The following is a 21979-nucleotide window of genomic DNA, read 5'->3' as shown; positions in this document are numbered from 1 at the left end:
TCCAAACCTCTCCCCGCGTCGGGGAGAGGCTTAAAACCTTCATTATTTGTACTCAGTTATAGATTTTGAGCAGCCTTCCCTTGTAGGGAAGGGGTTGGGGTTAGGTTCCGTCGAACTCAAGTTAAGTCATGAGAAATGATGCTCAAGTACAAAATTGCAACAAGACAATTGAGTGTCTTTCACAACTAAAAAAGCCTGTAGTTTTTCTCCGTGGGTTATGGGAGCGATTTTGTGAGTACACCCCCACAACTTAATTTCTCACGTCCTAACCTAACGCCGATTTTAACTCACTCTGGGCTTGTTCCAAGGCGGTTGGTAGTTTACTGGCATCGCGTCCGCCGGCTTGGGCGAGGTTTGGTCTACCGCCGCCGCCACCGCCGCAAATTTTGGCGATCGCACCAATGAATTTACCGGCCTGTAGTCCTTTTTTGTTGACTTCTGGGCTGAAGGCTGCAACTAAGCTAACTTTGTCGGCTTCGGGAACGGAACCCAACACCACAGCGCCGTTACCGATTTTTTGTAGTAGGCGTTCGGCTGCACTTTTCAAGGATTCTGGGTCTACGCCTTCCAATTGGGCAACTATGATTTTATGGTCGCCAAGAGTGTCTGCTGTTTGTAGTAGGCTGTCGGATTTGGCGATCGCTAGTTGTCCCTTGAGGGTTTCTAGTTGCTTTTCTGTGGTTCTCAGTTCATTTTGCAGAGTGGTGATTCTCTCTGGTAGTTCTTCGGGTTTGACTTTAAAGCGATCGCTTAAGTCTTTAACTACTTTATCCCGCACATTCAAGTAATCCAGTACAGCTAGTCCAGACACAGCTTCAATCCGCCGCACTCCGGAAGCAACACCAGCTTCAGAAATAATCTTAAATACGCCGATCTCTGCGGTATTACTTACGTGCGTACCACCGCATAGTTCCATCGATACGCCGGGGAAATCTATGACTCGGACTTCATCACCGTATTTTTCCCCAAACATGGCTACCGCACCTCTGGCTTTCGCCTCAGCTAGGGGTAATACTTCGATTTTGGCGGAGTGGGCTTCAGCAATCCAGGTGTTAATCTGTTCTTCAACTTGTTGAATTTCCTCTGCTGTCAACCCACGGGGAGAGTTGAAGTCAAAGCGCAATCTGTCGAAAGAGACGAGAGAACCGGCTTGCGATATGCCACCATCAACAATGGTCTTTAAGGCTGCTTGTAATAGATGGGTGGCGGTATGGTTCGCTTGGGCGCGACGACGACCAGCGCGGTCAATTTGGGCGGTGACGCTATCACCTACGCGCAGGGTTCCCCGTTCGATGCGTCCGAAATGTACGAAGAAATCAGATTCTTTTTTGACATCTTCCACCTGAACAACGATCCCATCACCGGAGATATAACCGCGATCGCCTATTTGTCCCCCAGATTCAGCATAGAATGGCGTTTTGTCAAGGACAATCTGTACTTCGGTTCCTGCTTCTGCTTCTTCTTGAACAACACCATCTACTAACAAAACTTCTACTTTTGCTGTTGCTGTTGCTTGGCTATAACCGATGAACTCGGTAGCGTGGATATGTTCTGCTAATTTGTCGAGGGAACCTTGCACAGTTAAATCGATGGTTTCGTGGGCTGCTTTAGCGCGTTCCACTTGTTTCTGCATCTCGACATTAAAGTCGTCCTCATCAACGGTGAGGTTGTTTTCTTCGGCGATTTCTTGAGTTAGTTCCAGGGGGAAGCCGTAGGTATCGTAAAGAGTGAAAGCACTTTCACCACTAATAATTGTTTGTCCTTGCTTCTTCACCTGTTGGATAATTTCCTCTAGGAGTTTTTCCCCTCTATCAAGGGTTTTGAGGAAATTAGCTTCTTCCCGTTCTAGTTCTGCTTTGATGACGGTTTCCCGTTTGCGAACATTGGGGTATGCTGATTCGGAAAGAGCGATCGCTCTTTCGGCTACTTGGTTAATAAACTCCCCGCTAATCCCAATCAATCGTCCATGACGCACCACCCGCCGAATTAATCGCCGCAACACATAACCCCGCCCCACATTGGAGGCGCGAATTTCATCAGCAATCATGTGGACAACGGAACGGACATGATCACCAATCACCTTCAGGGAAACTTTGGTAGTCTCATCGCTGCTGTGGTAGTCAATGCCAGCAATTTTGGCTGCTGTCTCGATAATCGGGAAAATTAAGTCAGTTTCGTAATTATTCGGTACTTGTTGCAGGATTTGGGTGATTCTCTCCAAACCCATCCCGGTATCAATGTTTTTGTTTTGCAGTGGTGTTAAATTACCCGACGCATCCCGATTGTATTGCATGAATACCAAGTTATAAAACTCGATAAACCGGGTGTCATCTTCTAAATCAATATTTTCATCCCCCCGTTCTGGGTGGAAGTCGTAATAAATTTCTGAACAAGGGCCACAGGGGCCAGTGGGGCCAGATACCCAAAAGTTATCATCTGCACCCATGCGCTTAATTCTGGCTTCCGTTACACCAATTTGATCGCGCCAAATTACGTAGGCTTCATCATCTTCCTCAAAAACGCTGACTACTAGGCGTTCTTTGGGTAAGCCAAAAACTTCTGTGGAGATTTCCCAACCCCAGGCGATCGCTTGTTCTTTAAAGTAGTCACCAAAGCTGAAGTTACCCAGCATTTCAAAAAAGGTTTGATGCCGTTTGGTGCGTCCCACATTCTCGATGTCGTTAGTACGGATGCACTTTTGCGAAGTTGTCGCCCGTTTAAATTCTGGTGTGCGCTGCCCCAGGAATATCGGCTTAAATGGTAGCATCCCCGCGATCGTCAGCAGCACGGTTGGATCTTCCGGCACAAGGGAAGCACTAGCCAAAATTTGGTGTCCCCTTTGGGCATAGAAGTCGAGGAATCGGGTGCGAATTTCGTTACCACTCAGGTGCTGCGGGTTTGAAGACATGGGAGGAAAGGAAAAAGTAGTTTAATGGGGGACTAGGGATTGGGGATTGGGGATTAGGTATTAGTACTAATTCTTTTATCCCAGTTCCCAATACATAAAAAGTATGCCTCAAGGTAGGACAACTATGTTAAGAGTCAGCAGCCTTGGGACTTGGGTCTACTAAGTGTATTTTCATAAGTAGCTTTATATATTTTTGCATTTTGTTTGCTTTTGCTGCCAGTGGCTTTTGTAGGTAGGCTCACCTCCGCAATTTTTCTGTATTTCTATGTATGTATTTCTTCAACTACCTATTTTTAGGCAATGCCCACCCTCTCAAGGTTTTAATGGGCAATGCCCACCCTACATATATTTCAGAAATCCAGTATGAATCCTATATCTTTAGTCAGATGAATATTGACAATTCACTTAGATAAGTTGAATTCAAAGTACGTACCGAGGTCAGTCATGTCTCTAAAACTTAAAGTTCCTGATATTGCCTGTGATAGTTGTGCAGTTAAAATTACTGAATCTATTCATGTGATGGAACCAGATGCTCTAGTAAAGGTAGATGTTCAGGATAAAACAGTCACTGTAGACTCTAAAGCTTCTGATGAGTCTATTAAACAAGTAATTGTGGCTACTGGTTATAGTATAGAGGGTTATCAATAATTATCATATTCTTACCAAGATATAAAGTTGATATCACTGCATTTAGGTAATGTTTGCTTTCATGTTTGTATCTATTGATTGTAATAGCAAATACCCCCTTAATATTAGGATTAGGTAAAAGTAATATTTAATGTTTTGTGTTCCCTTGCAAAGGATATTATTAATAATTGCTAAATTCTACGGGAAATAGTCTTTTTTAAAGAGCTATTTCACAAATTATTCTCAAAAAATATTTTGTTACAGAGTAGATACACTTACATAGCTAAGTGATATATATTTGAGTAAATACCTCAATAAGACCTATCAATTAAGTATAATCACATAGGAAAATCCGGTGGATAGCATAAAGTATAGTCATTTCGAGTAGTTATCTATACTTATTTTCTGGAAATATAAAATATTTATAATTATTGATTAATGAACTATAAAAAAATCCTAGATCCTAAACAAGAAATTTAAAAACCATGATCCGGTTAATATTTTTAAGCTCTAAATACCTGAGTAAATACAGTGATTATATGGCTATAATATAAAATTTTCAGTATTTTCACTGTTTAAAAAATAAAATATAAAAACTAGAGATTAGTAACAATAGTCTATCTTTATATGATTTTCATCTATCTTAAGTAATGTATTAAGATGACATTAAAATTACTAGGTAATATTATATTTAGAGTTAAGACTATATCAGTATATGTAAAGGTCTCTTGTTTCCAGAGACAATATATTCATGAATCGGCAGAATATCAGTAATTCTTAGCTAGAAAAAAGGCAAAAAATACAGCCATGACTATGACAATTCTGGTCTTTGGAAGTTATGACTTTCTCACAAAACTTCCCGATCAGATCCATAAGAGAGCTACTGATAAGTTAGTAGTGATTACGGATTTTCATCAGGCCGCATCGCAGATCCAAACTGCGTCACCTGATGTCATATTTGTGCAGGCAAGCCTCAAGGGTAGTGTAGAATTGTGCAGCTGGTTGAAAGAACAAACTCAGCTATCGTGTATACACTGTATTCTCGTGGAAGATCGTCCTCAACAACTAGCACAGCGAAGTCAAAACGGCTGGGAATGGGAGTTTGAGATGACTGCCACAGCACTTCACCAAGGTGCAGATGCTTATATTTGGCAACTGCCGACGGAAGTAACGGCAACTCACAATCTGATATTGGGTCAATTAACAGTTGGTTTGCGTAAAGCGCAGAAGTACCGCGATTTGCTCCAGAAAAACCATATCTTATCAGCGATCGCTTTAGCTGATTCTTTGACAGAATTGAACAATCGGCGCGCCTTGGAATGGGATTTACCCAGACAAATTACCAAAGCTCGTAATCAAAATCTTCCTTTGAGTTTAGTGATTCTAGATGTGGATTATTTTAAGAAAGTCAATGATCAGTATGGACACTTAATTGGCGATCGCCTGTTGCAGTTGTTATGTACTCGGCTACGCCATAATTTACGCTCTCAAGATACCGCGTTCCGTTATGGTGGTGAGGAGTTTGTCGTCATTCTGGCTCATACCACCGGTGAAGAAGCAATGATCGTGGCGGAACGCCTCAATCGGATAGTAGGTGAACAGCAGTTTAGTATCAATAGTAAACTCATGATTAGTGTCACCATTAGCTTGGGTGTGGCTTGTCTGGGAACAGATGATGATGAACAGGGAAATAGCCTGTTAGATCGCGCCGATCAATGCCTACTCGCAGCTAAAGCATCTGGACGTAACCAAGTTATCGGGGAGCATCGATTATCTAAATTGTCATCCCTAAAAGCTGTTTCTTGATGGTGTTTTTCTTTGCTAACAAATTTATTGCTAAGTATAGTATTTCGTTAGTCCATATCGAATTACACTTAGCTGTGTTCTGACTGCCACTACGCTTACAAAACGAGCTGATGGTATGTGAACTGTACCGTAAATTAGTTGGATATCAACGTCAACAAATAGTGCTTGTTATTTGCTTAATCTTGTTAATACCCATATAAATTAGTAAGCGTATAAATGAGTATGTAATTGTTTTTGTTAAAGCAGTAACAACTCACGTATATAAGAGTCTAAAAGCTTTATCTAAAACAGATGTAAGCCCTAACAATTCATTTGTTTATTTCCTCAGCTAGTAGACTCTGAAATTGACTTCGGTGTCAGGGTTTTGAATATTTACGCATCTACATCCCAAAACCCTGATTTTTTCTCATGTGATTAACTCCACTGACGAAATAAAAGCATTCAGTAGAATTTTCCACGTTTTATTTTAAAATTTTATTATTCATTGGTTAATCTAGAGTTAACCTAAATATTGTAATCCCATGATTTTTCATGCTCTAGGTAAACGAATCTTAACAAAATAGTTTATTAAGCGATCGCCTTTCAGTTGTCAGATGTTTTTGGATCTGCTTTGACACCTTTGTGTGATCGGTTTTTACATAAGCTATGACGCTTTTAAATTACATAATCACTTGCATGGTTTGTTGACTGTTGACGGTTAACTGTCAACGGCCATTATTGAATTTGTATCTATCAAAAGGAGTAATTTTTTGATGGCAAAACAAGGGGATATGGCGAATTTAGGATTATTTAAAAATATGCGATTGCTGATAGTCACAGTAGTTTTACCTGCGACTGTTTTTCTTCTCCTAATGCAGATTATATTTAAGCTAAATGGCATTCCCTTTTATACATTGGTTGCAGATCCCAACGAAATTGGCAAGCTACCTCCTTATGCTGGCATGATTTCTATGTTAGGCATACTTTTCTGGTGTGCATCGGCAGCAATTTCTATATTTACTGCTAGCTTTTTAAGTAAAAATAAGCTCGTAAGGTCAAAAAAATGGTCGAATTTCCTCTTATTATCCGGATTTCTGACTCTGTTTATCCTTCTTGATGACTTATTTCAGATTCACGAATATTATTTCCATCCCTTTGTAGATTTGAAGACTTGGGAAAATCCTAGAAGAGTTCAAAATTTCTTTGAGACAGTATTTTTTATTATTTATATGATTTTAATTGGTATGTATTTATATCGATTTAAATCTATTTTTAAAATAACTAATTACAATATTTTACTTTTAGCTCTTTCATTCTTTGCAATTTCCACTATCGTTGATATAGCTACACCAGAGAGTATGTTCTTACATTACACAATTGAAGAAGGTTTAAAATTCTTGGGGATTGTAACTTGGTTCAGCTATTTCATGGATTGTTCTTATCAACAGTTAAAAAGTTCTATTGGGATTGAGCAGGAAAGAATGCACATAGGAAATATACAGGAAACTAATTACTCTATACGCAATGACGGGTAACTGCAATTTTACTGCCAACAATTAAGTATATTTGCTCACTAGCTTCTGTCTGCTTCCACAGGAGCATTAGCGATCGCTGTTTGACAATCGGCGATCGTTGATTTTTGACGTATAGCTTGGACTAAAGCTTGGTAACTCGCCCAGTTATTCTGTAGTAAAGTTTTGGCTTGGAGGACATGAAACCGTTGTTTCTGCTGACAAACTGACTCAGAAAAACCCAAGACTTTAAAGATAGTTGCTAATTTGCTTTTATCATCGGTTCCACCTTCAGCGCGCTCAAAAACCAAAGTTTCCGCAGCGATTCCTGCCATACAAATAGTGCAGTAGCGTTCCAATGCCTGATTACTGATTTTACCTTGTTCTACTTGAGACACTAATTCAACATCATCAAAGGTAACACCGCCTTGGCCAGGTTGCCCTTGCCTCCACGCTTCCCATGCACTGAGAGTGTAACCTGTAACAGGAACGCCCAAGAGGTATGCCACTAAAAAGTGTCCAGCTTCGTGGTGAATAATGCGATCGCGGTGTTGTGGTGAAAACCCCGCAATCCAATCTAAAAGGATAGTTCCGCCTTTGCCTTGCAAGCTAAAACTATCAAAAGTTGCTATACCTAAAATTGTGAAGGTAGCGATCGCGGGGACTGCTGGCGATAAGTTAATTAACGGCCCCAATAAAGCCGACATCGTCATGAGAAAAACAGAGATTGCAACTAGATTTAAAGCAGTTTGACTCATGTTTACTTTTTTAAGTACAAATTAACTTTTCTTCATTATATGGATCAACGTCCCATAAGAGAGACTGGAGATTGGGGACTGGGGATTAGGGATTGGGGATTGGGGAGGTAGGAGGAAGAAAATTGACTACTGACTACTGACTATTGACTATTGACAACTGACAACTGACCACTGACTAAAAGATGAATCCACAAGTACACTCCCACAACAATAATCCCCAAGATTGGTCATGGCCGTTCTGGCCTGCTTTACCGCTTTATCCCTACGGTAGAAAGCGCACACTTTGCCGGGAAGTAGTTAAAGATACCATTTGGACATTTGACCAAGTTCAAGGCATTCTCTACACCGTAGTGCCGATTAGGATGACTGTAATCAAGCTAAATGCAGGTGGCTTGCTAATTTATGCGCCAGTCGCCCCAACGAAGGAATGTGTCCGATTAGTTAATGAGTTAGTTGCCCAGCATGGTGAAGTTAAGTACATAATTCTACCTACCAGTTCTGGTCTGGAACATAAAATATTTGTCGGCCCCTTTGCGCGTAAGTTTCCCCAAGCACAGGTATTTGTTGCCCCCCATCAGTGGAGTTTCCCATTTAATTTACCACTGAGTTGGCTGGGTTTTCCCCAAAACCGGACTCAAGTACTACCAGAAGACTCTAGTCAAACGCCTTTTGCGGATGAGTTTGATTATGCAGTACTGGATATTAATCTGGGACGAGGTTCTTTTGTGGAGGTGGCATTTTTCCATAGGCGATCGCATACTCTACTTGTTACCGATGCTGTTCTGTCTGTGCCAGCAGAACCACCCGCTATCTTGGAATTAGAACCTTACCCCTTGCTATTTCACGCCAGGGATAACGCAGGGCAAGTCATTGAAGATAACCCAGCTAACCGTCGCCAAGGATGGCAGCGTATTGCCCTATTTGCTATTTACTTTCGCCCTAGCGCCCTGGGATTAACTGAATTGGGGCAGATGTGGCGCGATGCACTCAAAGCACCAGATCATTCCGCCAAAGCATACTTCGGTTTTTTCCCCTTTCGCTGGCAAGAAAATTGGCAACAGTCCTTTGCTGCCTTATCCGCCAATGGACGACCTTTTGTCGCCCCGATTTTACAAGTGCTGATTCTGCCCCAAGCCCCAAAGAAAGTTCTTAACTGGGCTGATACAGTAGCACAGTGGAATTTTCAACAGATTATTTCCTGTCACTTTGACTCACCATTTATCGCCAGTCCTGAACAATTTCGCCAAGCCTTCACTTTCCTAGAAAATAACTCTGTTGATAGCGACAATCAGGCTTTGTTGGTAGAAGATTTGCGATTCATCAAAGAACTGGAAGCAAATTTATTGAAACGAGGCATTGCTACACCACCGAGAGAGAAAGTTTAAAAATTCAAAATTCAAAATAGCCTACGGCATACACACATCTTTGTGCTGGGTACAAAATGTGGTTCGATCCCCCTAAATCCCCCTTCAAAAGGGGGACTTTAATTATAATTCCCCCCTTTTTTAAGGGGGGTTAGGGGGGATCAAAACGTTATGAGGCAAGGTTGATCAGGCTTGTGTGTACACCGTAGGTTTCGGAGAGAGGTACCCTGCGGGTACTCCTGCGGAGAACTCGTAGAGTAGCAAGCTATGGAGAGGTGTTATTCCGAATTTAGCAAACTCACGTAAAATTACGGTGCTGTAGTTGGTGTAGGTGTGGGCGTTTCTGTGGGCGTTTCACTGGGAGTTGGTGTAGGCGTGGTCGTTTCGCTGGGGGTTGGTGTCGGTTCTGGTGGCGGGGTGGGATTTTCTACTGTGAGGGTGAGTTGATAATCTGCGGATGTGGATGCAGTAGACACGACAACGAACTCATAAAATCCCGATTCTGGGAGTTCAGTTGATAAGCTGCGTTTTTCAGAATCTTCTAAAAATATGGTTTTTCCTGAGGGGGAATATACCGATAATAAAACTTTGGAGTTGGCTTGTAGCTGCAATTCTAGAGATTGGTTTTGAGCTAAGTCAGCAATAAAAACTCTACCGCCAGCAGGCTGGAGAGTGCCACTGACTGTTTTACTTGTAGCGCCTGGATCAAAGACAATCTTTTGAAAGACAGTACCAGCAACGATCGCACTCAGTTTATCACTGACAAAGGCTTGCCAAACTTGTCCAATTGGTTGTTCGATAAAGTTTTTACCCTTCTGTTCAGGAAATGCTCTGAAGAAGGCTGCATCACCTAAATCATATAAAGAACGGCTACCAACGTTGATTTGATTGACTTCTACTTTCCAGCGATCGCGTTCTGCGGCAGTATAAGTACCTAGTTGTCGTCTAGCCCGATTACTCAGGGGTTTGAGTTTATCTAACAATTCGGCGGCGACTGCATCCCATTCGGTCCGTAAGTTTTCATCTTCTGCCCCATCGCTGAGGGTGCGTCCCCGTTCACTAGGGTTTCTGTCCCAGAAAATTTGATTGACTACATTAATGTAAAAGTTAAAATCTATACCCAACTGTTGACGGCGATCGTTCAATGTTTGTTTGCGTTGCCGTTCTGCGGGGGAGTATTTATCTAGGGGGTTGGTGGGTTGTGTCTCTGTGGGGGTGGGAGTGGGGTCAACTGAGATAGAGTTGCGATCGCTGTTACTCATTCCTAACCAAACTAAGCCAACAGTACCGACTAATAAGAATGCGGCGGTTGGTATCAACCAGTTTTTCCTTTGGGGTGCGGGGGAAATGTCAGGAGTGGGAAGGGATGGGGCTACGGCAATTGTATCGGGTGTAGAAACAGGTGGTGGTGTGGGAAGGGGTGTTGGTATGGGGGGTTGAGTGGGGGGATAATTGACTGGTGCTGGGTTAAGCGCGTGTAATATTTGCTGGGCAGACTGATAGCGATCGCCTGGTCTAGCCGCCAGCATTTTATCTAATACTTGCCCAAAAATTGGACTAAGGCTAATTTCTCGTCGCCAATTCCAAGATAAGTTATATGTATCAAGTAATTCCTGTGGTTGTTTTCCAGTCAGTAAAACTACTGCCGTGACCGCCAAAGCATATAAATCACTGTGGGGAGAGACATTTCCAGTTTGCATCTGTTCTGGTGGTGCAAATCCCACTTTACCTAGTAGGGTAGCGGCTGGAGGAGATGCAACTACACCTGGTTGATAATATTGAGATGCAACAACGGCTACTACTTGTTTGACACCACCAAAATCAATCAATACTGGTAGCTTGTCAACACTGCGAAGAATGAGATTATCTGGGGATATATCACGATGAATCACACCCAGAGAATGGATATAGTCCAAAACTGGGAGAATTTGCTGCAACAGTTGACGGATTTCTGCTTCTGTAAACCGTAACCCTTGCTGTATGCGTTGATTTAATAACCCACTATAAGTTTCCCCTTCTACATAATCTTGAACTAAAAATAGATATTCTTTACCGGCTAGATTGACACGAAATATTTCTCGAAAGCGGGGTATTTGGGGATGTTGTAGCTGATGGAGAACCTTGGCTTCCCGTTGAAACAACTCCTCAGCTTTTTGTAAGACGTAGGCTGTTTGAACTTGGGGTGAAAATTCTTTTAAAATACAAAGTTCACGAAAACGGTTAATATCTTCAGCTAAATAAGTGCGCCCAAATCCCCCCTGACCAACTTGACGTACAATCAGATAGCGATCACTTAAAGTTAACCCAGGTTGAATTCCCTGTGTAAAAAAATTATCCACCAACTTCTCCCCACACTTAAGACAGAACCGAGTCCCTGGGTAATTCTCGTGTCCTTTTGAACAATATAATTTAGTCATTAGTCATTAGTCATTAGTCATTAGTCCATAGTCAGTTGTCAGTAGTTACCAATTATCAATTACCCTACTTAGATTGTGCTTTACTTACTTGATCAGCTGCGATCGCATACCAAACTTGACCAAAAGTTTGTTGATTCAGTTTCCCACGCTGCTGACCAGGAAACAACTGATCAAATTTTTCATTTGTGTCTTTATTTAGTTGGCTAGCTGTGTAATTTCCTAGTTGTCCAGAACGTGCTTGTCTTCTCCAGTTTTCATAGTCTTTTTGGGTATAGCTTCCCAGTTTGCGCCGAGCTGCTGTACTGAGGTTCGCTTGTTCTATTTTATTCAAAAATTCACCAGCGACAGCGTGCCATTGATCTCTTAGCGGTGCATCTTCTGGTTTTGATGTGAGGCTACGTCCTTTTAATTCTGGCTTTTGAGCATAGAATAAGCTATCTGTGATCTGAATAAAAAATGTTTCGGGGATTTCTAGCTGTTGACGACGGCTGAGAACTTCACTGCTACTAGTTTTGTTTTTGTCGCTGACTGGTTGGGCTAGTGGGTTGGGTAAGGATGGTAATTCGGGTAAGGAAATCGAAGGAATCGTGATTGAAGATACCCCTCGAACTACGGAATTTACTAATGCCCAAGTACCTGCACCAGTTAAGACAACTAAAGCTGTTCCCCCAAAACTAACGGCGAAAGGACGTAGCCAAACAGGTAAAGGTAACTTTTGGCTCACTGCTTGAGTTTTGTTGTGTAGTTTACCCGCGAGAACTGTTACCTTGCGTCCGGGAGACACTACCATCGTCTTAATCTTAGTGAGATGGGTAGTTGGCGGCTTAGTGAGGGATGAGGGTGAGGGTAAGTCGGTGAGGATTTGTGCTGCATTTTGATAGCGATCGCCTGGCTTATAAGCAAGCATCCTTTTTAACACAGATTCTAGTTGAATACTGGCGTTGATTTCTTTCCCCCAACGCCAAACACCCTGATAGCTGTCGTATAATTTTTGTGGTTCTTTACCTGTGAGTAAGACTAGAGCCGTCACCGCCAAAGAGTATAAATCGCTGTTTATAAATACTTTTCCCTGACGTAGTTGTTCCTCTGGTGCGTAACCTTTTTTACCTAACAAAGTATTATTACCAGCCAACTTGGTAGACCAGAAACCCTGAGACGCTGGTAATTGTTTCACACCGCCAAAGTCAATGAGTACTGGTAAATTATCAGAACGGCGCAAAATCAAATTATCGGGGGAAATATCGCGGTGAACAGTGTTTTGAGAGTGAATATAAATCAAAACAGGTAAAATTTGCCGTAATAGAGTAATCACTTCTTCTTCAGTAAAAGTTTTCCCCTGAGTTTGACGCTGTTCTAAAAGTTGGAGATAATTATCACCCTCCACATAATCTTGTACTAAAAAGAAGAAATCTTTAGTACCAATCTTGGCTTGTAGGGAACCGTGAAAACGGGGAATCTGGGAATGCTGGAGTTTCTTGAGAACATTTGCTTCTCGCTCAAACAACTCCTTGGCTTTTTGTAAATCCTCTTTGTGTTCTACTTGGGGTGCAAATTCCTTCAGTACACAAGTTTTATGAGATTTTTTAATATCTTCAGCTAAATAAGTGCGTCCAAAACCACCCTGTCCTAATTGACGTATGATGCGATAGCGATTATCTACAACTTGCTTCACAGCAAGCGGTAAAGGCTCACCACAGTGAGTACAAAAACGATTACCGCCATTATTTGCGTGTTGCTTACTGCAATAAACCTGCATGATGCTGAAGGATAGGTAAGGGTTTTTCTAAATTACTACAACAACTGTAGTCGCATTTACGAATATTCTCTAAAGATGCGGAGTGTTGACTATTGACTATTGACTATTAACTATTGACTAGGTGCATTATGAATCAAGAATCTAGAAGAAAAGACGTGATTGAGGCTTGGGGAGATTTTGTTTCTACTTCCCTGGAATCTTTACTGAAAGAACATATCGGAACCTCTGATGAGTCAGCAGTTTTAAGTTTATTTCATGATGTAGTGGCTCATGTACCTGCGTATCAGGCTTTTTTAGCAGAAAGAGGAATTGATGCTGCTGCTATTCAAACTTTAGAGGATTTTGGCAGATTACCTGCGATCGCTAAAGATAATTATATTTCTCGTTATCCTCTGACTGACTTGTGTCGCCACGGCAATTTGTCTGGTTGCGATATGATAGCTGCTTCCTCTGGCTCCACAGGTAAACCCACATTTTGGCCTCGTTTCTTCACTGATGAACTGCAAATCGCTACACGCTTTGAGCAGATTTTTCACGATAGCTTTGCTGCTGACACCAGACGCACCCTAGCAGTGATTTGTTTCACTTTAGGTACATGGGTGGGTGGTATGTTTACTACTAATTGCTGTCGTTATCTTGCCAGTAAAGGCTACCTCATCACCGTCATTACACCGGGTAATAATAAAGAAGATATTTTACGGGTAGTGCAGGAACTCGGTGGTAATTTTGACCAAGTGGTGCTGTTGGGATATCCACCATTCCTCAAAGATGTGATTGATACAGGAATTGCCCGTGGTGTGGAGTGGCAACGCTATCAAATTAAACTGGTGATGGCGGGGGAAGTATTCAGTGAGGAATGGCGTAGTTTAGTTGGGGAAAGAGTGGGTTCCCAAAACCCTTGTTATGACTCAGCATCACTTTACGGTACAGCCGATGCGGGTGTGTTGGGGAACGAAACACCCTTAAGTATTTGCATTCGCCGCTTTTTAGCCCAAAATCCCGAAGCAGCCAAAGCTTTATTTGGTGAATCCCGCTTACCTACCCTGGTACAATATGACCCAGTTAACCGCTTTTTTCAAGTCCAAGACGGTCAATTACTCTTTTCTGGTAACAACGGTGTTCCCCTCATCCGCTACAACATCTTAGACACAGGCGGAATCATCAGTTATGATGCTATGCTCCAATTCCTCGCCAATTGGGGCTTTAATCCCCTAGAAACCCTTGCTGCTACTACTCCCAACCCTTCTAGAGGAATTAATCAACTACCCTTCGTCTACGTCTTTGGACGCTCAAACTTTACAGTCTCTTATTTTGGAGCCAATATTTACCCGGAAAACATCTCCGTCGGTTTAGAACAACCAGTTATTCAAGCATGGGTAACAGGTAAATTCGTCTTGCAAGTAAAAGAAGACGCTGACAAAAACCGCTTTTTATCCGTAGTTGTAGAACTAGCACCAGGGGTAGAAGATAGCGAAGACAAACGCCAAACCATAGCCACATCAATTCTCACCCAACTATTGCGCCTGAACGGTGAATTTGCCAACTATGTCCCCCCAGAATATCAAACACCACAGATAGCCCTAGCACCAATGGGCGATCACGAATATTTCCCCATCGGTGTAAAACATCGCTATACACGCCAATAATTCTCTCCTAATACCAATTCAATTAATGATTGCAACACATCCTTGGGTGAAGAAGACGCGATTTATCGCGTCTTTACAGATGGTTTATTTGTCCCATTCTTTTTTCTAATTGGTATAACTCTCCGCGCCTCTGCGCGACAGACACTTTGCTCAATTCGGGAACCCGCCCACGCAAGTGTCCTCCTCTGCGTGATAAATCATTTCCTAGCGCAATGGCGATCGCATACAATGCTTTTCAACCTTATTATTTCCCTATCTTTGCGGCATCGCACTCAACCAGTCTAGTCATTTCAAATAGCTGTTGGGCATTATTTCCCAGAAAACCATCAAATAGCTTCTCTTTTCCAGGTTCCACTTGTAGGGGATAACGTTGGGCTATTTCGTAATAGGCGTAAGTCCAAGGAATTTCGACTTCTTGACCACTAATATCATCTATAACTGTTACCATTTCCTTAACTGCTTGGGTTGCTGTTTGACGCAAACCCCAGGTAACATCGCCTTCAATTTCTGCCTTCATAGGTACACCCAAATTAGCCAAACCACGGGCAGTATCATCTATATCTGCATATTCTGGAGTTTGATGGCGATTAACATAGCCTGTAAAGTGGTTAACAGCATAGCCGTGTAACAATACCCATGCACCATATTGAGTAACTTGATTAACTGCTTCCACCACAGAACGTCGAGGAGTCATCCAAGGACGGGTGAAAAACTTTTGCAATTGTTGGGCAATAACTCCGTCGTTTCCTTCTGCTGGTGAGAAATAAGTTAGAGGCGAAGTAAATTCATCAGCAACGGTAGAGACTGTTTGAGTAATGAGTTGGATAATATTATCTGGCAATTCATCAACAATTAATTCGCTGATAAATAACTTAGGTAAATCAAACTCTATTTGTTGAGGATGACGATAGTGACGGGCATAAAGATGAGTTTGGGGAAAGTTATATTCTCCCGCAGGTTCGTAACCCAAAGCTTCAGCTATTTGAGACAGATAGTTAATACCCAGATTTACTTTACCTCGTGGGCTATCTACCAATAAACGTAACGACCGAAAAGCAATATGGTCATTAGCCACAGTTCCACCAGCCGCAGTAATCATTTGCTCATAAGTACGTGCATAAGGAACTCTGGCGCTATAGTTTTGCCACAATAATGAAAAAAGATTGAGTGCGGTTTTCGGTGACATGATGATTAACTGTAGAGGCTTAAGCACAGTTTAGTCATTCAGCAGGAAAAATCACACCTAAACAGAATATTGGTAAGACTGTAAGTAGATTCGATCATAACTGAGAACTAGAGATCAGCCAGATTATGATAGTAATAACACCTGTGCATCCCATCCTCGTATATCACCCTTAGCCCCAATTAAGTCATGTCAATCGCCCAAGATTTACAACCAGTAGCAGGTATAATATTTCCGCCAGGAGATATTGAAAGTGACCAACCAATAGAAGATATAATATTTCCGCCAGGAGATATTGAAAGTCACGAACCACCATTGGAAAGCGATTTACATCTACGCCAGATTATTCTGTTATTACAGTGCTTAGAATTGTGGTGGCAAAACCGCAATGACTTTTATGCGGCGGGAAATTTGACAATTTATTATAGCCAACGTCAACTCAAATCAGAGGACTTTCGCGGCCCTGATTTTTTTGTGGTGCGAGGATGCGACAAGAAACCACGCAAAAGTTGGGTAATCTGGCAAGAAGACGGTAAGTATCCCAATATCATTGTTGAATTGCTGTCACCTTCGACAAAAGCCACGGATAAAGATTTAAAAAAGCAAATTTATCAAGATATCTTTCGCACACCAGAATATTTTTGGTTTGACCCCAATAATTTAGAATTTGTCGGATTTCATTTAGTAGATGGTCATTATCAACCTATAGAACCAAATCCCCAAGGTTGGTTATGGAGTCAGCAGTTAGATTTACACTTGGGTGTGCAGAACAATCAGTTACGCTATTTCACAGCAGAAGGACAGTTAGTACCAACACCTGAAGAATTGGCACAACAGGAAACATTGCGCGCGGAACAGCAAACACTACGTGCTGAACAAGAAACACTGCGTGCTGAACAAGAAAAGCAACGTGCTGAACGCCTAGCCGCTAAGTTGCGAGAATTGAATATTGACCCTGATAATCTATAAAATGTGAGTTTTCCGTCAAAAGTAGAACTTATCTTAAAATTTCCGCGAGGATATCCAGAGTGGTTTGGATTTGTTCACGGTTGATAACTAGCGGTGGACAGAAACGGATTGCAGCTTTACCACAACCCAGTAATAACAGTCCGTGATAGAAGGCCTCTTGAATGATGCGATCGCGCAACTTAGAATCAAAATTACCGTCTTCATCTAATAAATCCACCGCCACCATCAATCCTTTACCTCTAGGTAAGGACATTCTGGGGAATTGTTGATGCAATTGAGTTAAACCAGTTTGTAATAATTCACCCATTTGGGTGGCGTTATCCATCAAGCCACTTTCGAGTAGTTTGAGGGTGACAATACCCGCCGCACAAGCTACCGGATTGCCGCCGAATGTGGTGGCGTGGGAACCGGGAGGCCAAGTCATCAATTCAGCACGGGCTAAAATCGCTCCCAAGGGCATCCCGCTAGCGATACCTTTGGCGGTGGTAATAATATCAGGTGTGACATTCCAATGCTCAATGGCAAATAAGCGGCCGGTGCGCCCCATACCTGATTGCACTTCATCGACTACCATTAATATGCCATAGCGATCGCAGATATTACGGATTCTCTGCAAAAATCCATCCTCTGGCACAATATAACCGCCTTCTCCCTGGATTGGTTCAACAACAATAGCCGCTACTTCATGGGCAGGGATGATTGTAGTCAATAAATTGTTTTCTAAGTAATCTAGGCTAGCGTGAGTGCCGTAGGGAATGTGAGTCACCCCTGGTACTAACGGCCCAAAATTGGCACGCTGTACAGTTTTAGAACCAGTCAAAGACATAGCCCCGTAGGTGCGTCCGTGGAATGCGCCTAAAAAAGCGATGATGAGCGATCGCTTGGTGTAATATCGAGCTAGTTTGATGGCTCCTTCGTTGGACTCTGCACCGGAATTGGTGAAGAATACCTTTGTATCATGAACAAAAGGGGCTTGGCTGGCTAGGTTTTCCGCTAGTTCCACCATCGGCTCATAATAGAAATCCGTCCCCGACATATGTATGAGACGCGCCGACTGTTCTTGAATTGCCCTGACTACTTCTGGGTGGGCGTGTCCGGTGGCGGTGACGGCGATACCTGCTGTCATATCTAAAAATACATTGCCATCCACATCTTCCACCATACAGCCCTCACCACGATTCACCACCAAGGGATAGTCGCGGGTATAAGAAGGAGAAGTAACAGCGCGATCGCGTTCTACAATTGCTTTAGCTCTAGGCCCCGGTAATGATGTCACCAAATGAGGTGTATGAGGCAAATGTTGATTAATAGGGATACTTAACATTTTGTTTTCAGGTATTTCTGTATCCGGATAATTAAACTACCCAGTGTAATTCTTAACAGTAGTGTGTGATTCTCTATGTGTATAACTTAGTAATTGACAAACCGACAAGAATATATGATTGCGATCGTCAAAAAATACAAACAATTTTTCACGAATCTCTAGAAAGATTCCTCAGCAATCTGCATTTCCCCCAATTACTGAGTGTTTATATTGGCTAGTAGACAGACTATAGTCAAAGGCTCAAGAATAGGAATGAAAGTTTAGTCATCAGTATGCAGGTTATAATGTGACGTTAGGCTGATTTTCTCCCTAGAAGTGGGAGAGCTTTGATGCCCTGTCAAATGCCTTAAAAGCGCATTATCAAATTAGTATTGGGAAATTTGTTGGCAATTTATGAGTATCCTGTTCAGCCCAAAAATGAGACTCTTGCTAGGTGTTGCAGCTTTATCACTGGTGGGTATAGCGAGTAGTACTATATATGATAGTTACTCCCAAGCTAAACAGCCAGACCAAAAATCTCTAGAGGATAAAAGTTTCGACTTAAATCAACAGGTAATAGCTAATAAATCTCAACTCAGGGTAACTCAAGCAACTATTCATAATCCCCCAATAAATACCTCTTTGGGGCAAAAAACAGGAATTAATCAGGTGGGAACATCTTCCCAACAGATAACGCCACAAAATACGCCTGACTCAACTCCCGATGTAGCCACAACATCTATCACTTATCCTATTATTGATGAGTGGAGAAAGTATAAATTTAGCGTCAATGGTAATCAAATTTTGTCTCCAGTACAATTACCGACGGCTAAAGTTAATGTTAATCAATCAGATTTATTAACAGTCCTTGTCAACACAAGGCAATACTTTCAAGAACACGGTTCAGACGACCCAGATATTTTACGTCCCGGATTACTGAGTACGCAAAAAGTCACAACAGAAGATATCCTCAAGACTCTGGACTTCATGATTGAAGTCCTCAAGGAAGACATCGCCAAAAATCGCATCACTCGGTTACAAAATCCTAACTTTATCAACCGCAACTTCCGAGTCATTAAATGGACAGCATATAACCCAGAAAATCAAGTACAAAAGCAATTGAGATTGACAAAATATGCTGTATTTACTCACCCAGGCTCTCGAAAACGCACAGCAACTTTTAACACACCAATTTATAGTTTAAAAGACAATAATATTACCGACAAATTTTATACCAGATATACAAAACAGGATGTTTTATCTGGCATTTATGAACCGGGTGGTAAGGAATTTGGCAAAGTTGAACCTCTGGCTTATTTAACCAGAAATGGACTCGAAGAAGCTTTAATGCAAGGGACAATTCTCGTAAATTTTACTGATGGCTCTAGAGCATTTTTTAACGTGGATAGAAATAACGGGATGTCTTATGTCCGTGGATTAAAAGCCACATCACAAAAGCGTTATTGGTATTTTCGGCAAGTTGATGCAATTAAAGGTTACGGACACAAGATAGACGCTAAAATTTCCGTTAAGCCAGGAGTTACTTTTGCCGGAGATGTTTTAAATATTGGCTTAGGTAGAGTAGTTTTGTTAGAGCATACGCAAGGTGGACGTAAGCAATTACAAATGGGAGTTATTGCAGATACAGGTGGAGCATTTTTACCTAATTTATACCAACTTGATTTTCTAGCTGGAATTTTTCCCAGCCAAAACTCTTTTAGGCAATATATTCGGCAGTTACCTGAATATGCCACAGCATATTTTTTGGTGAAAAAATGAAACCTAAAATCTGCATAAATAGTCTATGAGTGATGAGTGCTGATTATCTAGTCACTCATTACCAATTACCTTTGTCATTATTATAGGACTTAGGCAAGTGTCATAATCAAACTAACTTGATACTGTTTCTTGATGAAGATGCCATTTATTCTGTACTGTAGAGACGTTGCACACAACGTCTCTACATCATTTATTTGGCGCAACTTCATAGAGAATGGGTATTAGGGTGCGTCAGTCCTAATAATTTTGTACAGAGGATTTTCCATACCTGATGGACTCTACTATTGTGCCAGTTGCGTCAGTTCTGTATCAGTGTTTCATGACTTTGATCAGCTATCTATGTTGTTAAAATGGCTGAACTAAAGGAATTTTGCAGAATAGCAAAATAAATTCTATTTTTTAGGAAAATTTTGCTATGTTCATTTAGCTTTCAGGGTGTAATCTCGTTATACAGTATCTTTCATAATAGTCTTGTTTGCTCATTGACACTCGCAGGTGAATAACATGAGAAATTTTGCTGAACCACAAGCATTACTCCTGAGTCAAATCAAAGATAAACTTTGTCCGCGTCGAGATTTTAATGGCTGTAATTTGAGTGGAATTGACTTAAGTACAGTTGATTTAAGTGGTGTTAACTTAATAGGGGCAGATTTAAGTTTTGCCAATTTGTCTGGTTGTATTCTTACGGGTGCAAACCTGACTGAAGCAAACTTAATGCAAGCTAATTTGCGTGAGGCTAAGTTGCATGAAGCTGTTTTATCAGAAGCTAATTTGACAGATGCCGATTTAACACAAGCGAATTTGTGTGGAGCTTTGTTATGGCGATCGCAATGTCGTAATATTAATCTTTGGGGTGCTTCTTTATGCGCGGCTGATTTACGTGAAGCTGACCTAACTCAAGGCACATTAGTAGAGACATCTTTAATTGAGGGCAATCTATCCAGAGCTAATTTGACAGATGCAAAGTTATCTGGAGCCACACTACTAGAAGCTAACTTAACAGGGGTCAACTTCACTAACACTGACCTGACATGGGCAAATTTGACCAAAGCCAACTTAACTAATGCCAACCTAGAAGGAACAAAAATAGCTTTAGCTAAGTTACACGATACCATTATGCCTGATGGTAAAATCTGCAATCCCCAAATAGTGATTTGGGAATAATTTAAAACTCCCGACGTGAGAAAAGGGAAATAGCGATCGCCAATAACATGGCAATATATACAAAACCATAGACAGCATTACCCATGAGTGCGATCGTGTCAGGTAGTGCCTGCATACCGTAAACAGCATCATTTTTTAAATCTAATCGAGATAAATCTGGCAATATCAGATATAAAATCTGACTAATACCTTCCATTGCAGGGTTACGACTAAGGCGGCTAAACTCTACTATATTCTGAGTAATATTTCCCATAAGATACACGGCAAAAGTTAAAGCTATAGCCAGTAAGGAGCTAGTAAAAACCCCGAAGGTAATAGCTACAGCCGTTATCAAAGATAACTGCAAACATAAAAACAAGACGGCAATTAAAATACTCGGCGTTGTATGGGGAATATTGCCAAATTGCAAAAAGAGTAAATAAATTGCCGTCATACTGACAACTAAAACAGTCAGTACGGACGATAAACCAAAAAATTTCCCCGTGATAATTTCTCCACGGCTTACAGGTTTAGCAATTAACAACAAAATAGTTCTTTTATCTATTTCCTTATTAATCAATCCTGTACCCACAAAGACAGCGATAATCAAACTGATGACACTCATCGCCGCCAAACCGAAATCTAGAAACATTTTATCTTCAGTTGATGCAGCAAACTCAGGCAAAGCCCGGATAGCCACAGCCAACAGCAAGACATAAAAACCGATAATATACAGGATGCGATCGCGTACCACTTCCTGAAATACATTCTTAGCAATTACAAAAGTTCTCATCATAATTTATCCTCCCCAATACCCAATACCCAATCCC

General features: G+C 41.5%; 16 protein-coding genes. 9 read left to right on the top strand and 7 right to left on the bottom strand.

Annotated elements, in window-relative coordinates; all coding sequences use genetic code 11:
• Positions 1-265: 265 nt before the first annotated feature.
• Entirely contained in the window at positions 266-2908 is a 2643-nt protein-coding gene (gene alaS, locus GSQ19_RS06285) for an alanine--tRNA ligase (RefSeq protein ID WP_011317114.1), read from the bottom strand.
• Between the two features lie 444 nt (positions 2909-3352).
• Here alaS and GSQ19_RS06280 point away from each other — a divergent pair, with 444 nt between their 5' ends.
• The 3 genes from GSQ19_RS06280 (at position 3353) to GSQ19_RS06270 (ending at position 6855) form a co-directional block, all read left to right on the top strand.
• Positions 3353-3556 (top strand): heavy-metal-associated domain-containing protein, encoded by a 204-nt coding sequence (locus GSQ19_RS06280; protein ID WP_011317113.1) that lies wholly within the window; start codon positions 3353-3355, stop codon positions 3554-3556.
• A 786-nt stretch (positions 3557-4342) separates the two neighbouring features.
• Positions 4343-5341: a GGDEF domain-containing protein gene (locus GSQ19_RS06275; RefSeq protein ID WP_011317112.1), complete on the top strand. Its 999-nt coding sequence runs from the start codon at positions 4343-4345 to the stop codon at positions 5339-5341.
• Positions 5342-6093: 752 nt separating this feature from the next.
• Positions 6094-6855 (top strand): hypothetical protein, encoded by a 762-nt coding sequence (locus GSQ19_RS06270; RefSeq protein ID WP_041455908.1) that lies wholly within the window; start codon positions 6094-6096, stop codon positions 6853-6855.
• Positions 6856-6893: 38 nt separating this feature from the next.
• Here the strand turns inward: GSQ19_RS06270 and GSQ19_RS06265 are convergent, their stop codons facing one another.
• Entirely contained in the window at positions 6894-7589 is a 696-nt protein-coding gene (locus GSQ19_RS06265) for a hypothetical protein (RefSeq protein WP_011317110.1), read from the bottom strand.
• A 182-nt stretch (positions 7590-7771) separates the two neighbouring features.
• Here GSQ19_RS06265 and GSQ19_RS06260 point away from each other — a divergent pair, with 182 nt between their 5' ends.
• Positions 7772-8974, top strand: a complete 1203-nt coding sequence (locus GSQ19_RS06260; protein WP_011317109.1) for a DUF4336 domain-containing protein — start codon at positions 7772-7774, stop codon at positions 8972-8974.
• A gap of 287 nt (positions 8975-9261) precedes the next feature.
• Here GSQ19_RS06260 and GSQ19_RS06255 read toward each other — a convergent pair whose 3' ends face one another.
• Together GSQ19_RS06255 and GSQ19_RS06250 are read right to left on the bottom strand one after the other, a co-directional pair.
• Complete coding sequence (locus GSQ19_RS06255; protein WP_011317108.1) at positions 9262-11370, bottom strand: serine/threonine-protein kinase; 2109 nt, start codon at positions 11368-11370, stop codon at positions 9262-9264.
• A 64-nt stretch (positions 11371-11434) separates the two neighbouring features.
• A complete protein-coding gene (locus tag GSQ19_RS06250) occupies positions 11435-13126 on the bottom strand; it encodes a serine/threonine-protein kinase (RefSeq protein WP_011317107.1) in 1692 nt (563 codons plus the stop codon).
• Positions 13127-13254: 128 nt separating this feature from the next.
• On the opposite strand from GSQ19_RS06250, the gene GSQ19_RS06245 reads away from it, so the two are divergent.
• Positions 13255-14772, top strand: coding sequence for a phenylacetate--CoA ligase family protein (locus GSQ19_RS06245; protein WP_011317106.1), 1518 nt, complete (start codon positions 13255-13257; stop codon positions 14770-14772).
• Positions 14773-15016: 244 nt separating this feature from the next.
• Here GSQ19_RS06245 and GSQ19_RS06240 read toward each other — a convergent pair whose 3' ends face one another.
• On the bottom strand, positions 15017-15958 hold the full coding sequence (locus tag GSQ19_RS06240) for a DUF1338 domain-containing protein (RefSeq protein WP_011317104.1): 942 nt from the start codon (positions 15956-15958) through the stop codon (positions 15017-15019).
• 186 nt (positions 15959-16144) lie between these two features.
• Between GSQ19_RS06240 and GSQ19_RS06235 the strand changes: the two genes are divergently transcribed.
• Positions 16145-16924 carry a Uma2 family endonuclease gene (locus tag GSQ19_RS06235; protein ID WP_011317103.1) on the top strand — a complete coding sequence of 260 codons (780 nt, stop codon included), beginning with the start codon at positions 16145-16147 and terminating at the stop codon, positions 16922-16924.
• Positions 16925-16952: 28 nt separating this feature from the next.
• Here the strand turns inward: GSQ19_RS06235 and GSQ19_RS06230 are convergent, their stop codons facing one another.
• Positions 16953-18248: an acetyl ornithine aminotransferase family protein gene (locus GSQ19_RS06230; protein WP_011317102.1), complete on the bottom strand. Its 1296-nt coding sequence runs from the start codon at positions 18246-18248 to the stop codon at positions 16953-16955.
• Positions 18249-18325: 77 nt separating this feature from the next.
• Between GSQ19_RS06230 and GSQ19_RS06225 the strand changes: the two genes are divergently transcribed.
• The 3 genes from GSQ19_RS06225 to GSQ19_RS06215 all read left to right on the top strand — a co-directional run bounded on the left by GSQ19_RS06225 (position 18326) and on the right by GSQ19_RS06215 (position 21170).
• The gene (locus GSQ19_RS06225) at positions 18326-18466 is read left to right on the top strand and encodes a hypothetical protein (protein ID WP_158647764.1); all 141 of its coding nucleotides are present in this window, start codon (positions 18326-18328) and stop codon (positions 18464-18466) included.
• A 175-nt stretch (positions 18467-18641) separates the two neighbouring features.
• Positions 18642-20006, top strand: coding sequence for a hypothetical protein (locus tag GSQ19_RS06220; protein ID WP_011317100.1), 1365 nt, complete (start codon positions 18642-18644; stop codon positions 20004-20006).
• 504 nt (positions 20007-20510) lie between these two features.
• On the top strand, positions 20511-21170 hold the full coding sequence (locus GSQ19_RS06215; RefSeq protein WP_011317099.1) for a pentapeptide repeat-containing protein: 660 nt from the start codon (positions 20511-20513) through the stop codon (positions 21168-21170).
• A 1-nt stretch (position 21171) separates the two neighbouring features.
• On the opposite strand, the gene GSQ19_RS06210 is transcribed toward GSQ19_RS06215, so the two are convergent.
• Entirely contained in the window at positions 21172-21945 is a 774-nt protein-coding gene (locus tag GSQ19_RS06210; protein WP_011317098.1) for an ABC transporter permease, read from the bottom strand.
• Between the last annotated feature and the right edge of the window lie 34 nt (positions 21946-21979).

Source organism: Trichormus variabilis 0441, from assembly GCF_009856605.1.
GTDB lineage: Bacteria > Cyanobacteriota > Cyanobacteriia > Cyanobacteriales > Nostocaceae > Trichormus > Trichormus variabilis.
This window is presented reverse-complemented; position numbering and strand designations above follow the sequence as displayed.

Bases quoted from the DNA above. Each gene is read 5' to 3' on its own strand.
- GSQ19_RS06220 (WP_011317100.1), top strand. From the start codon at position 18,642: ATGAGTATCCTGTTCAGCCCAAAAATGAGACTCTTGCTAGGTGTTGCA.
- GSQ19_RS06270 (WP_041455908.1), top strand. From the start codon at position 6,094: ATGGCAAAACAAGGGGATATGGCGAATTTAGGATTATTTAAAAATATG.
- GSQ19_RS06255 (WP_011317108.1), bottom strand. From the start codon at position 11,370: ATGACTAAATTATATTGTTCAAAAGGACACGAGAATTACCCAGGGACT.
- alaS (WP_011317114.1), bottom strand. From the start codon at position 2,908: ATGTCTTCAAACCCGCAGCACCTGAGTGGTAACGAAATTCGCACCCGA.
- GSQ19_RS06265 (WP_011317110.1), bottom strand. From the start codon at position 7,589: ATGAGTCAAACTGCTTTAAATCTAGTTGCAATCTCTGTTTTTCTCATG.
- GSQ19_RS06215 (WP_011317099.1), top strand. From the start codon at position 20,511: ATGAGAAATTTTGCTGAACCACAAGCATTACTCCTGAGTCAAATCAAA.
- GSQ19_RS06245 (WP_011317106.1), top strand. From the start codon at position 13,255: ATGAATCAAGAATCTAGAAGAAAAGACGTGATTGAGGCTTGGGGAGAT.
- GSQ19_RS06210 (WP_011317098.1), bottom strand. From the start codon at position 21,945: ATGATGAGAACTTTTGTAATTGCTAAGAATGTATTTCAGGAAGTGGTA.
- GSQ19_RS06280 (WP_011317113.1), top strand. From the start codon at position 3,353: ATGTCTCTAAAACTTAAAGTTCCTGATATTGCCTGTGATAGTTGTGCA.
- GSQ19_RS06250 (WP_011317107.1), bottom strand. From the start codon at position 13,126: ATGCAGGTTTATTGCAGTAAGCAACACGCAAATAATGGCGGTAATCGT.
- GSQ19_RS06240 (WP_011317104.1), bottom strand. From the start codon at position 15,958: ATGTCACCGAAAACCGCACTCAATCTTTTTTCATTATTGTGGCAAAAC.
- GSQ19_RS06235 (WP_011317103.1), top strand. From the start codon at position 16,145: ATGTCAATCGCCCAAGATTTACAACCAGTAGCAGGTATAATATTTCCG.
- GSQ19_RS06260 (WP_011317109.1), top strand. From the start codon at position 7,772: ATGAATCCACAAGTACACTCCCACAACAATAATCCCCAAGATTGGTCA.
- GSQ19_RS06230 (WP_011317102.1), bottom strand. From the start codon at position 18,248: ATGTTAAGTATCCCTATTAATCAACATTTGCCTCATACACCTCATTTG.
- GSQ19_RS06275 (WP_011317112.1), top strand. From the start codon at position 4,343: ATGACTATGACAATTCTGGTCTTTGGAAGTTATGACTTTCTCACAAAA.